This window comes from Melittangium boletus DSM 14713 (assembly GCF_002305855.1).
Classification (GTDB): domain Bacteria; phylum Myxococcota; class Myxococcia; order Myxococcales; family Myxococcaceae; genus Cystobacter; species Cystobacter boletus.
Genome location: NZ_CP022163.1, coordinates 6,761,527 through 6,774,299, shown reverse-complemented (window position 1 = coordinate 6,774,299; position 12,773 = coordinate 6,761,527). Strand labels below are relative to the sequence as shown.

The window sequence follows — 12,773 nt, the reverse complement described above, 5'->3', positions numbered from 1 at the left end:
GCCCGGCCCGGGACCAGTGGCTTCGTTCGATTGTGAACGGGCGCCGCGTCGGGAAAAAACACTCCCATCCACGGGCCCCCTCCGCTAGCAACCTGGAGAGGAACCCCTTGGCTTGCGGGCAGGTTGGTCGGAAACCACCGCCCATCCCGCCCCATCGTTTAGATACGAAAGAGGAGGCATCACCAGTTTCATGGAGGACACTCGACTGAGTCACCTTGCACCCATGAGCCACCCCCAGCCTGTCGGCGACAAGACCGAGCCGCCCGTGACCGAGGAGCCCGCCGCTCAGCGGCGAAGGGACCGCGAGCGGCTGGACATGCTCGTCAACCAGGCGAGCGTCGGTATTTCGCAGCGGGCCCTGGATGGAACGCTGACGCTGGCCAACCAGCGCTTCTGCGACATCGTCGGGCGACCCCTGGAGGATGTGCTCGGGCGGACCCAGTTGTCCCTCACGCACCCCGATGACCGGGAAGCGAGCGCCGCTCACTTCCAACGGCTGTTGAAGACGGGCGAGCCCTTCATCGTGGAGAAGCGCTACCTGCGGCCGGATGGTTCCTCGGTGTGGGTCAACAACCACGTCTCGCTCGCCCGGGACGAGGTGGGCCATCCCGAGTTCATCATCTGTGTCACCCAGGACATCACCGACCGCAAGCGGGCCGAGGAACGTCTCCGGGAAGGCGACGAGCGGTTGCGCCTCGCGCAGGAAGCGGGCGGCATCGGGCTGTTCACGTTCGATGTGGTTCACCGCCAGCTCACGGTGAGTCCGGAGTTCTGCCGCCTGTATGGCATCGAGCGGGTGGACACCCTGCCCGTGTCCGAGATCGAGCAGCTCATTCTTCCCGAGGATCGCCACCTCGCCTCCACCGTTCAGCTCCAGCAGCAAGGCCGCGTGAGCGCGTCCGTGGAGTACCGGATCCGCCAACCCCGGACGGGAGCGCTCAGATGGATCTCCCGGCGCTCGGAACTGTTCCGGGACGAGAATGGCAAGCCCCTCCGGCTGATCGGTGTCGCCCAGGATGTCACCGAGCGCAGGGCCGCCGAGGACGCGTTGCGTGAGGCCAACGAGCGGCTCCAGCTCACGCTGAACTCGAGCGCCGTGATTGGCACCTGGATCTGGAACATTCCCCAGGACCGGGTCACCGGAGACGAGCGCTTCGCGAAGGCCTTCGGCGTCGAACCGGCCCAGGCGGCCCGGGGCATTCCGCTGAGCATGTTCGTGGCGTCCATGCACCCGGAGGATCGCCCCCGCATCGAGGCGCTGATCACCCGGACGCTGGAGACGGGGGGCCCCTACCGGGCCGAGTACCGGGTGCGCCAGGCCCGGGGCTCGTGGCTGTGGGTGGAAGCCAACGGGTACTGCGTTTGCGATGAGCAGGGCAGGCCCGTGCGCTTTCCCGGCCTGGTGCTCGATATCGACGAGCGGAAGAACGCGGAGCTGCGCCAGGCGGCCCTCGTGGAGATCGGGGACAAGCTGCGAGATCTGACCGACACGGCGGACATCGCCGGCACCGCCATGGAGCGCGTCGGGAAGCTGTTCGGCGTGCTGCGCGCGGGCTATGGCTCCATCGATCCGCGCCAGGAGATCGTGGACATGGAGCGGGACTGGGTGGCCCGGCCCGATGTCGCCAGCGTGGCGGGCCTGCACCGCTTCGCCGACTACGGCGTCTTCATCGAGAACCTCAAGCGCGGAGAGACCGTCGCCATCCCGGACATCGAGAAGGATGAGCGCACGGCCGAGGGCGCCAGGAACCTGCTCGGCATTGGCATCCGGGCGCTGCTCAACGTCCCCCTGCTGGAGCAGGGCCACTTCGTGGCCGTCCTGTACCTCCATGACGCGGAGGTGCGCGAGTGGAACGAGGATGAAATCGAGTTCGTGCGCAACGTCGCCGATCGCATCTGGGCGGCGAGCGAGCGCGTCAAGGCGATGGAGCAACTGCGGCGGGCCAACGAGACGCTGGAGCAGCGCGTGGAGGAGCGCACGCGCGAGCGGGACCGCGTCTGGAGCGTGTCCCAGGAGTTGCTGGTGGTGGCGGACTTCGAGGGACGCTACCTCAGCGTCAACCCCGCCTGGAGCACGCTCCTCGGATGGAGTCCAGAGGAGCTGGTGGGAAAGGACTCCACCTGGCTGGAGCACCCCGAGGATCGGGCGAAGACGCTGGGCGAGCGCGAACAACTGTCCACGGGGGAGCGCACGCAACGGTTCGAGAACCGCCTGCGGCACAAGGATGGCTCCTACCGGCTCCTGTCCTGGACGGCGGTGCCCATCCCCGAGGACCGGCTCGTCTACGCCTCCGCGCGGGACATCACCGAGCAGCGGCAGATCGAGGAGCAGCTGCGCCAGTCCCAGAAGATGGAGGCGGTGGGCAAGCTCACCGGAGGGGTGGCGCACGACTTCAACAACCTGCTCCAGGTCATCGCCGGCAACCTCCAGTTGCTGCAACGGGACGTGGCCGGCAACGAGCGGGGGCTGCGCCGGGTGCGGACCGCCATCGGCTCGGTGGAACGAGGCGCCCGGCTCGCGTCCCAACTGCTGGCCTTCGCCCGGCGGCAGCCCCTCGCGCCCATGGTCATCCACCTGGGACGACTGGTGCGCGGCATGGATGAGCTGCTGCGCCGCTCCATCGGCGAGGACATCGAGATGGAGACCGTCATCAGCGGGGGCCTGTGGAACACGTCCGTGGACCCCAACCAGCTCGAGAACGTCATCCTCAACCTGGCCATCAACGCCCGCGACGCCATGCACAACACCGGCAAGCTGACGATCGAGGTCAGCAACGCCATGCTCGATGACCGCTACGCGCTGAGACACCCGGAGGTGCTCCCCGGGCAGTACGTGCTCCTGGCCGTCTCCGACACGGGCAGCGGAATGACGCCCGAGGTGATGGACCGGGCCTTCGAGCCCTTCTTCACCACGAAGCCCGAGGGCCGCGGCACGGGCCTGGGCCTGAGCATGGTGTACGGCTTCGTCAAGCAGAGCGGCGGCCACGTGAAGATCTACAGCGAGGTCGGCCATGGCACGACCTTGAAGATCTACCTGCCCAGGACGTTCGAGGCCGAGATGCCCCTGGCGGAGGAGACCATGGCCGGCCCCATCGAGGGCGGTCACGAGACCATCCTGGTGGTCGAGGACGACGCCGAGGTGCGGGCCACGGTGGTGGAGCTCCTGATGGAACTGGGCTACCGCGTGCTCAAGGCCCCGGATGGCCAGAGCGCGCTGGCCATCCTCCAGAGCGGGCTCCCGGTGGACCTCCTGTTCACCGACGTGGTGATGCCCGGTCCAGTGCGCAGTCCGGAGCTGGCGCGGCAAGCCAAGGCGCTCCTGCCGGACATCGAGGTGCTGTTCACCTCGGGCTACACGGAGAACGCCATCGTGCACGGAGGCCGGCTCGATCCGGGCGTGCACCTGTTGAGCAAGCCCCACCGTCGAGAGGACCTGGCGCGCAAGCTGCGGCAGTTGCTCGACCACCGTCAGCAGAAGAAGCAGGAGGCCCGGGCCCTCACCCCACCCCCCGCGAAGCCGGTGGAGCCCGCCCCTCCCTCGCGGCTGAGCGTGCTCCTGGTGGAGGATGACGAGGACATCCGCACCTCGGCCCTCGAGTTGATGGGGCTGTTGGGCCACGACGTGGTCGCGGTCCCGAGCGCCGAGTCGGCCCTGGCGGAGCTGCCGTCGCGGCGCTTCGACGTGTTGTTCACCGACGTGACCCTGCCGGGCATGTCAGGCGTGGCCCTGGCCCGGGAGGTCGCGCGCCTCCACCCGGAGATGAGAATCATCATCGCTTCCGGGCATGGGAACTCGATCCTCTCCGGAGAGGAGGAGCGGATGAAGAACGTCATCCTCCTGCCCAAGCCCTACGCGCTGCCGCAGATCGAGAACGCCCTGGCCCAGGTGGCCGAGGAGCGCTGAGAGAAAGGGTTGCCCCCCGGAGGCCCGGACAGCAGGATTCCCCCATGGCCGACAAACTGGTGTTGAGCGATGAGGAATGGAAGAAGCGTTTGACCCCCGAGGAGTACCAGGTGCTGCGGCACCACGGGACCGAGCGGCCCGGCAGCGGCTGCTTCCTGGGGACGAAGACGCCGGGCACCTATGTCTGCGCCGGGTGCGCCAACCCGCTGTTCAAGTCGGGCGAGAAGTTCGACTCCGGCACGGGTTGGCCCTCCTTCACCCAGCCGGTGAAGCCGGACGCGGTGACGGAGTATCGGGACGTCTCCTACGGCATGGTGCGCACCGAGGTGCGCTGTGGCCGGTGTGACGGACACCTGGGACATGTCTTCCCGGATGGCCCGCCTCCCACCGGCCTGCGCTACTGCATGAACTCCGTGGCGATGAAGCACGCGCCCGAGGGGCAGACGCTCCCGCTCGTCACGAAGTGAGGCCCGGCGAAGCGAGCCCCGGCGGTGCGGCTCAGCGCGCCGAGCGCTCGGCGTCGGCGAGGCGCTTCTTGGTCAGCGACAGGTAGTTCTCGTCCAGGTCGATGCCCACGTAGCGCCGGCCGAGCTTCATGGCCGCCACGCCGGTGGTCCCACTGCCGTTGAAGGGGTCCAGGATGACCGCGTCCTCGGAGGTGCTCGCCTCGATGACGCGCTCGAGCAGCGACACCGGCTTCTGCGTGGGGTGGCTGCCGTGCACCTTCTCCTCGCGGCGCGGCGCGGTCATCGTCCACACGCGGCCGGCCTCGTCGGTGTCGATCTCCTCCTCACCGGCGCGCGGCAGGGCCCACACGTCCCGCATCTGCTTGCCGCCGTTGTCCTGCTTCATCTTCTTGTAGTTGAAGGTGTGCTGGAGCTTGGCGGCCGGCTTGGGCGAGGCCCAGATGAGCAGCTCCGAGGAGTGCGTGAAGTAGCGGCACGCGAGGTTGGGGCTCGCGTTGGGCTTGTACCAGGTGACGGTGTTGAGCAGCTTGTAGCCGAGCTTCTGCATCGCGAAGCCCACCGAGAAGATGACGTGCTGGGTGCCGCTCACCCAGATGCTGCCCGTGGGCTTGAGCACGCGCTGGCACTCCTTGAGCCAGGCGCTGGTGAAGGCGTGGTCCTCCTCCACTCCGCGTGAAACGTCCCAGTTGCCCTTGTTCACCGCGGCGCGCTTGCCGTTCTTGCAGGTGAAGCCGCCGTTGGACAGGAAGTAGGGGGGATCGGCGAACACCATGTCGAACGTGCCGGCATCGAACTGCTTGAGCAGGGCCAGGCTGTCGCCCTGATAGAGCCGGTACGCGTCGCTCTTGGCGAAGAGGCTCTCACGCAGGGAGGGCTGGACAAGCTTCAGGGCAGGAGCTGCGGCTTCGGCGGACATCTCGCCTCCGTCAAAGGGGGGTCGTCGTGACGGGGCAGAATGTGAGGGCAACACGGTGCTACGTCTAATTTCCCGCCTGTACTTTCCTGTAGCACCTGGAAACTTGACGAGCCGCGCGAATCGCCACTTCGCCCCCGGCGATGTCACCCGAGGCGCTATGCTCCCGCGTCGCCCATGGCCTCTTCGTCCCTGACAGTGGAACAAGTGCTCGCGCTCGCGCCGGATACCTCGGTCGCGTCCGCGGGCAGGAAGCTCGGCAACGAGAGCAACTGGCAGGGCCTGGGCCGCGCCGAGCGCGCCGCCTGGGGCGAGTGCAAGGGCAGCGCCCTGTACCAGGTGCGCATCGACCTGGGCGACCTGACCTCGAAGTGCTCGTGCCCCAGCCGCAAGTTCCCCTGCAAGCACGCCGTGGGACTGCTGCTGCTCGCCGCCTCGGAACGCCTGCCCGAGGGCACGCCCCCGGAATGGGTCGAGGAGTGGCTGGCGCGCCGCTCCGCCACCGTCGAGCGCAAGGAGAAGCGCAAGGCCGCGATCGCCGAGGGCGCGCCCCCCGTCGACACCAAGGCCCAGGCGCGCCGCGCGGCGGATCGCCACGAGCGCGTGAACAAGGGCCTGGAGGCGCTGACGTTGTGGATGGAGGACCTGGTGCGCACGGGCTTCGCGGGGCTCGAGACGGGCCCGGACATGTGGAACACCCAGGCGGCGCGGCTCGTGGACGCCCAGGCCCCGGGACTCGCGTCGCGGGTGCGGCAGCTCGCGGGGATTCAGGGCAGTGGCCCCGACTGGCCCCGGCGGATGCTGGAGCGGCTGGGCCGACTCGCGCTCATCGTCGAGGCGTGGGGCCGGGTGGAGCAGCTTCCGCCTCCCCTCGCGGAGGATCTGCGCGCCCTGGTGGGCTTTTCCCTGCGCGAGGAAGAGGTCGAGGCCCGGGGAGAGCGCGTCCAGGACACCTGGGTCGTCCTCGGCCACGAGCAGGAGGACGAGGACCGCGTGCGCGTGCAACGCACCCACCTGATGGGCGCCACGGGAGGCCGCACGGCGCTCGTGCTCCAGTTCGCGGCGGGCCGGGCCCCCTTCACCGAGAGCTTCCTGCCTGGGAGCTCGTTCGACGCGGAGCTCGTGTACTGGCCGAGCGCGGCCCCGCGGCGCGCGAAGGTGCTCCAACGCCAGGGCGAGGTCCGCGCCTGGACGGGAAGTCTGCCCACGCTCTCGCTTGACGGCCTCCGCCAGCGCTTCGCCCAGGAACTGTCCCAACAGCCCTTCCAGGAGAACATGCCGGTGCTGCTCGGCCAGGTCACCCCCGTGCTGGACGCGCGCGAGCAGTGGTGGCTCCAGGACGCGACGGGCACCGCGGTGCGCCTGGGCGAGGGAAACCGCTGGTTGCTGCTCGCGCTGTCCGGAGGCCATCCGGTCGAGCTCTTCGGTGAATGGGACGGCGAGGTGCTGCGGCCCTTGAGCACCCGCGTGGGCCAGACGCTCTACCCGCTCGCGGAGACCACCCCATGACCGAACTCGACGCGCTGACCCGCCTCGCCTCGCTGGGCACCTCGCGCGCCCCCGACGCCATGCCCACGGAGGGCGTGGAGGCCATGGCCTTCCGAGCCCTCGAGGGGGCGACCCTGGAGAAACGCGTCCTGCTCGCCGCGGGCGTGCGGGCCGTGGCACGGGCCGCGGGCCAGAAACCCCTCGTCCTCGAGGCCACCTCGGGAAAAGCGTCCGAGGAAACCCTGGAGATCTGCTCCCCCCGCGTGAGCGCCCTCGTGAGGGAGCTGTTGGACGGGGGAGATCCCGATCGCGACGAGCTGCTGGCCGAGGTCTTCCAGCGCATGGCGCTCGCCCGGCGCCGGCTTCCCCCGGAGCTGCTCGTCAGCGTGTTGTCCCGAAGCGTGGATTGGCCGCGAGCGACCCTGGAGCCCGTCCTGGGAGAGCGGGGACGGTGGCTCTCCCACTTCCGTCCGGGATGGCGGCCCGCCCCCACCCGCCAGGACGCCGAGGCCGAGCGCGTCTGGACGGAAGGCACCTTCGAGGAACGGCGGACGGTGCTCGAGGACATGCGGCGCGTCGATCCGGCGCGCGCCCGCCAGTGGTTGAAGGACACCTGGAGCCAGGAAAAGGCCGAGCATCGCGCGCGGCTCCTGGCCTGCTTCGATGACGCGGCCCTGTCCCTCGACGACGAGCCCTCGCTGGAGCAGGGCCGGCAGGATCGCTCGGCCGCGGTGCGCGAGGTGGCGCGTCACCTCCTGGCCCGGCTCCCGGGCTCCGCGTTCTCGCGCCGCATGCGGGAGCGGGCCCACGCCGTGCTGCAATGGGGCGGCCCCGCGCTGCGCATTCAATGGCCCGCCAAATGGGACGCCGAGGCGGACAAGGACGGGCTCGACAAGCCTCCGGCCGGGGTCGGCCAGAGCGAGCACTGGCTCGTCCGCATCCTGGAGTGCGTGCCGCTCCCCGAATGGGAGAAACAGTTCCAGACCCCGCCGGAACGGATCGCCGCCGCCGCCGCCCGGACGGATGACTACGCCGCGATCTCCGAGGGATGGGCCCACGCCTTCCGGCTGGAGCCCTCGTCGGCCTGGGCCTCGGCGCTGTTCGACAGCTGGTCGAGCCAACGCTCCAACACGCTCTCCACCTCTCGCGCCCAGTCCCTGGCCCACACCGTGTTCGAGCAGTTGCCCACCGCCGAGCGCGCCTCGCGGACCCTGAGCGTCCTGCGCGGAACCACCTCCCTGCCCTGGCGCGAGCACGCCGTGGCCCTGACGCCCGCGCCGTGGCCGAGGGAGCTCGGCATGGCCTGGATCAACGCGCTGTACGACACCCCTCATGCCGTGGGGCCGCTCTGGCATGCCGTCCGCGCCCTGCCTGCCGAATGCCTGAGCGCCGCCGCCGAGCTCCGGCCGTTGCCGCAACGCCTGGGCGCCTACCGCTACGTCTTCGAGCGCCTCCAGCAGCTCGTCTCCTTCATCCGCATCCTCCACGAGGAGTTGAAACCGTGACCGCCTCCACCCTTCTCCGCCAGCACGCCGAACAGCAGTACGCCGAGGAACTGGCCGCGCTCGCCCGGATCGACGACAAGCCCCGGCCCCAGGGGTGGGCGCTGTCCCCCTGGGCCGTGCGCCTCTACCTGCTCGGAGGAAAGCTGCCGGATGGCTTCCAGGTGAGCGCCAAGTACATCGGCAACGCGCGGCTGGTGGAGATCGCCGTGGCGACGCTCGCCACCGACCGCGCCCTGCTGCTCTACGGCGTGCCAGGCACCGCCAAGTCCTGGTTGAGCGAGCACCTGGCCGCCGCCATCTGTGGGAACTCGACGCTGCTCGTGCAGGGCACGGCGGGCACGGACGAAGCGGCCCTGCGCTACGGCTGGAACTACGCGCGGCTGCTCGCGGAAGGCCCCTCCGAGGGCGCCATGGTGCCCAGCCCCGTGATGCGCGCCATGCGCGAGGGCAAGCTCGCGCGCATCGAGGAGCTGACGCGCATGCCCAGCGAGGTGCAGGACGCGCTCATCACCCTCTTGAGCGAGAAGACGCTGCCCGTGCCGGAGCTCTCCACCGAGGTGCAGGCCCGCGCGGGCTTCAACGTCATCGCCACGGCGAACAACCGGGACCGGGGCGTGAACGAGCTGTCGAGCGCCCTCCTGCGCCGCTTCAACACCGTCATCCTGCCCACGCCCGACTCCCTGGAGCAGGAAGTCCAGATCGTCGAGAAGCGCGTGGCCGAGCTGGGCCGCGCCCTCGCCCTGCCCGCGGAAAAGCCCGCCCTGGAGGAGATCCGCCGGGTGGTCACCCTGTTCCGCGAGCTGCGCGGCGGCGCCACGCTGGACGGGACGATGAAGCTCAAGACGCCCTCGGGCTCGCTGTCCACCGCCGAGGCCATCTCGGTGATGAACGGCGGCATGGCCATGGCGGGCTACTACGGAGACGGAGTGCTCCGGGCACCGGACCTGGCCGCGGGCCTCACGGGCGCCATCGTGAAGGATCCCGTGCAGGACCGGGTGGTGTGGCTCGAGTACCTCAAGACGGTGGTCAAGGAGCGCGAGGGGTGGAAGGACCTCTACCGCGCGTGCATGGAGGTCTTGTGAGCGCGGAGCCGGGCGCCGCCGTGCACGTGCTCGGGGTGCGGCACCACGGCCCGGGCAGCGCGCGAGGCGTGCGGGGCGCGCTCGAGAAGCTTCAACCGGATGTGGTGCTCATCGAGGGTCCTCCCGAGGCGGATGAACTCCTCGCGCTCGCGGCCCATGCGGAGATGAAGCCGCCGGTGGCCCTGCTCATCTACGCGGCCGAGGAGCCCTCGCGCGCCGTCTTCTACCCGTTCGCCGTCTTCTCGCCCGAGTGGCAGGCCATCCAGTACGCGGTGACACGCTCGCTGCCCGTGCGCTTCATCGACCTGCCCCAGACGCACCAGCTCGTTCCCCCGGAGGCGGAGGGCACGCCGCTGGCGCCCGAGCCGGAGGACTCGCCCCGGGTGGATCCGCTCGGGGCACTCGCCCGCGCCGCGGGCCACGAGGACGGGGAGCGCTGGTGGGAGCATCTGATCGAGCAGCGCCAGGACGCGGAAGGCGTCTTCGAGGCCGTGCTCGAGGCCATGAGCGCCCTGCGCGAGGACGAGAAGGAACCGCCCCCGCGAGAGGCCCTGCGCGAGGCGCACATGCGGCGCTGCATCCGCCAGGCGAAGAAGGAGGGCTTCCAGAAGATCGCCGTCGTGTGCGGTGCCTGGCACGGCCCCGCGCTCGCGAAGCCCCGGCCCGCGCGCGAGGACGATGCCCTGCTCAAGGGCCTGCCGAAGACGAAGGTGGCGGCCACGTGGGTGCCCTGGACGTATGACCGGCTCGGCTGGCGCAGCGGGTATGGCGCGGGCGTGGACTCGCCGGGGTGGTACGCGCACCTGTGGCTCACGCCCGAGCGGCCCGTGTCGACCTGGGCGGCGCGCATCGCCCACCTGCTCCGCGACGAGGGCCTGGATGCCTCCTCCGCGAGCGTCATCGAGACGGTGCGGCTCGCCGAGGCGCTCGCGGCGCTGCGCGAGCGCAACGTGGTGGGCCTGGGAGAACTCCGGGACGCCGCGCTCAGCGTGTTGTGTAGCGGAGACGCGACCCCGCTCGCCCTCATCCACCAGAAGCTGGAGGTGGGCACGGGCCTGGGCGAGGTGCCCTCGGACGCGCCCTCCGTCCCACTCGCGCGCGACCTCGCGGCCCAACAGAAGGCGCTGCGCCTGGCCCCCTCCTCGGAGATCAAGCTCCAGGAGCTGGACCTGCGCAAGGACCTGGACCGCAACCGGAGCCGGCTGCTCCATCGGCTGTCCCTGCTCGACATCCCCTGGGGCACGCTGGGGGACGACGCGCGGAAGACGACCGGAACCTTCCGCGAGACGTGGAGATTGCAGTGGCAGCCCGTGCTGGCCGTGAACGTCGTCGAGGCGAGCCTCTTCGGCAACACGGTGGAGCTGGCGGCCACGGGCCGCGTGGTGGCACGCGCGACGGACGCGGCCGAACTCAGCACGCTAACCGCCCTGCTCGAGGCGTCCCTGCTCGCGGAACTGCCCTCGGCCATCGACACGGTGCTGAGCCAGGTGCAGGCCTTCTCCACCCGCTCGGCGGATGTTCCGAAGCTGCTCGAGGCCTTCCCCGCGCTCGCCCAGGCGGTCCGCTATGGCAGCGTGCGCGAGACGCCCACCGGTCCCATCCTCGCCATCGCCGAAGGGCTCTTCGAGCGCATCGTCATCGGTCTGCCCGGCGCCTGTGTGTCGCTGGACGACGACGCCGCCCGTCAGCGCCGCGAGCAACTGCGCGCCATGCAGGCGGCGGTGGGACTGCTCGAGAACAAGGCGCAGGGAGAGGAATGGGCCGAGGCACTCGACGGGCTCGTCCACCGGGACGCGGTCCATGGGCTCATCCGGGGAGCGGCGCTGCGGTTGCGTCTGGAGCTGGGGCTCGTGCGCAACGAGGACCTGAGCACGCTCGCCCAGAAGGCCTTGTCGCCCGCGGTCCCCCCCGCCGAGGCGGCGGCCTGGTTGGAAGGACTCATCGCCGGAAACGCGCTGCTGCTGCTGCACCGGACCGAGCTGTGGGCGGCGCTCGACGGGTGGCTGTGTGGTCTGTCGCGAGAGGCGTTCGTCGAGCAACTGCCCCTGGTCCGGCGCGCCTTCTCCGACTTCAGCGCGGCCGAGCGGCGGGCCATGGCCGAGCGCATCCGCGACCTCGCGCGCGCGCCCACGGCGGAGCGAAGCGAGGCGAAGCGGGAAGAGCTGGACCAGGAACGCGTGGCGAAGGTGCTGCCGGTGCTGTCATTGCTGCTGGGAGTGAAGCTCGATGAAACCCACTGAGGAAGAGCGGCTGGAGCGCTGGCGGCTCGTGCTGGGCGCGCCCGCCCAGGACGCGTTGGGCACTCACCTGGCGGAAGCCGGGCAGCGCATGGATCGGGCACTCGAGGCGCTCTACGGATCCAAGGACCCCGAGAACTCCCACCGCAAGGCGGGCCTGGGTGCCTCCGCGCCCCGGGTCTCCCGCTGGCTCGGCGACATCCGCGAGTACTTCCCCGCCTCCGTCGTGCGCGTCATGCAGGGGGACGCGATGACCCGGCTGGGGCTCGATCAGATGCTGCTCGAGCCGGAAATGCTCGATGCGGTGGAGCCGGACGTGGAGCTGGTGTCCACGCTGCTGTCCCTGCGCAAGGTCATCCCCCAGAAGACGAAGGAAACGGCGCGCCGGGTGGTGCGCAAGGTCGTGGACGCGCTGGAGCAGCGGCTGCGTGCCCCCACCGAGCAGGCCGTGCGCGGGGCGCTGTCCCGGGCATCGCGGACGCGCCGGCCCAGGGCCGCGGAGATCGACTGGGATCGGACGCTGCGCGCCAACCTGGGCAACTATCTGCCCGAGCGCAAGTCCGTGGTGGTGGACAAGCTGGTGGGGTATGGGCGCAAGCGCTCGAGTCTGCGGGACGTGGTGCTCTGCATCGATCAGAGCGGTTCCATGGCGCCCTCGGTCGTCTATTCGAGCATCTTCGGCGCGGTGCTCGCCTCCATGCGGGCGGTGTCCACGCGCATGGTCGTCTTCGACACGGCCGTGGTGGACCTGAGCGAGCAATTGTCGGATCCGGTGGATCTGCTCTTCGGCACCCAGCTGGGAGGCGGCACGGACATCGATCAGGCGCTCGCCTACTGCCAGCAGCTCATCTCCCGGCCGGCGCAGACCATCCTCGTGCTCATCACGGACCTGTACGAGGGAGGCAATTCCCAGCGGATGCTCCAGCGTGCCGCGTCGCTCGTACAGAGTGGCGTGACGGTCATCTGCCTGCTGGCGCTCAGCGACCAGGGAACGCCCTCGCACGACACGCACCACGCCGCGCAGTTCGCGTCGATGGGCATCCCCACCTTCGCCTGCACCCCGGACCTGTTCCCGGAACTCATGGCCGCGGCCATTCAACGCCAGGACTTGAAGGCCTGGGCGGCCCGCCAGGACATCCAGGTCGCCCGTCCGGGCTGAAGAGATTGCCGCCCCATG

Annotated in this window: 8 protein-coding genes and 1 pseudogene; 8 read left to right on the top strand and 1 reads right to left on the bottom strand. The window is 70.1% G+C overall.

Going from position 1 to position 12,773, the window contains the following annotated elements; translation table 11 throughout:
- Window positions 1–190 precede the first annotated feature (190 nt).
- The 3 genes and pseudogenes from MEBOL_RS44155 to msrB all read left to right on the top strand — a co-directional run.
- A pseudogene (locus MEBOL_RS44155) lies at window positions 191–658 on the top strand (PAS domain-containing protein); the annotation flags it as partial.
- Window positions 638–3,904: a PAS domain-containing protein gene (locus tag MEBOL_RS28290; protein ID WP_425437651.1), complete on the top strand. Its 3,267-nt coding sequence runs from the start codon at window positions 638–640 to the stop codon at window positions 3,902–3,904. The pseudogene MEBOL_RS44155 and the gene MEBOL_RS28290, both read left to right, overlap by 21 nt.
- A gap of 44 nt (window positions 3,905–3,948) precedes the next feature.
- Window positions 3,949–4,371: a peptide-methionine (R)-S-oxide reductase MsrB gene (gene msrB, locus MEBOL_RS28285; protein WP_095980362.1), complete on the top strand. Its 423-nt coding sequence runs from the start codon at window positions 3,949–3,951 to the stop codon at window positions 4,369–4,371.
- Window positions 4,372–4,402: 31 nt separating this feature from the next.
- On the opposite strand, the gene MEBOL_RS28280 is transcribed toward msrB, so the two are convergent.
- Window positions 4,403–5,287, bottom strand: coding sequence for a DNA-methyltransferase (locus MEBOL_RS28280; RefSeq protein ID WP_095980361.1), 885 nt, complete (start codon window positions 5,285–5,287; stop codon window positions 4,403–4,405).
- A 174-nt stretch (window positions 5,288–5,461) separates the two neighbouring features.
- On the opposite strand from MEBOL_RS28280, the gene MEBOL_RS28275 reads away from it, so the two are divergent.
- From MEBOL_RS28275 to MEBOL_RS28255, 5 genes are read left to right on the top strand one after another with little or no spacing between them, the layout of a single operon-like run.
- Window positions 5,462–6,793 (top strand): SWIM zinc finger family protein, encoded by a 1,332-nt coding sequence (locus tag MEBOL_RS28275; RefSeq protein ID WP_095980360.1) that lies wholly within the window; start codon window positions 5,462–5,464, stop codon window positions 6,791–6,793.
- Entirely contained in the window at window positions 6,790–8,277 is a 1,488-nt protein-coding gene (locus MEBOL_RS28270) for a DUF5691 domain-containing protein (protein ID WP_095980359.1), read from the top strand. The genes MEBOL_RS28275 and MEBOL_RS28270 overlap by 4 nt, the downstream gene beginning before the upstream one ends.
- Window positions 8,274–9,359 (top strand): ATP-binding protein, encoded by a 1,086-nt coding sequence (locus MEBOL_RS28265; RefSeq protein WP_095980358.1) that lies wholly within the window; start codon window positions 8,274–8,276, stop codon window positions 9,357–9,359. Before MEBOL_RS28270 ends, MEBOL_RS28265 begins: the two co-directional genes overlap by 4 nt.
- Window positions 9,341–11,599: a DUF5682 family protein gene (locus MEBOL_RS28260; protein ID WP_245918921.1), complete on the top strand. Its 2,259-nt coding sequence runs from the start codon at window positions 9,341–9,343 to the stop codon at window positions 11,597–11,599. Before MEBOL_RS28265 ends, MEBOL_RS28260 begins: the two co-directional genes overlap by 19 nt.
- On the top strand, window positions 11,586–12,755 hold the full coding sequence (locus MEBOL_RS28255) for a VWA domain-containing protein (protein WP_095980356.1): 1,170 nt from the start codon (window positions 11,586–11,588) through the stop codon (window positions 12,753–12,755). The genes MEBOL_RS28260 and MEBOL_RS28255 overlap by 14 nt, the downstream gene beginning before the upstream one ends.
- The last annotated feature ends 18 nt before the right edge of the window (window positions 12,756–12,773 follow it).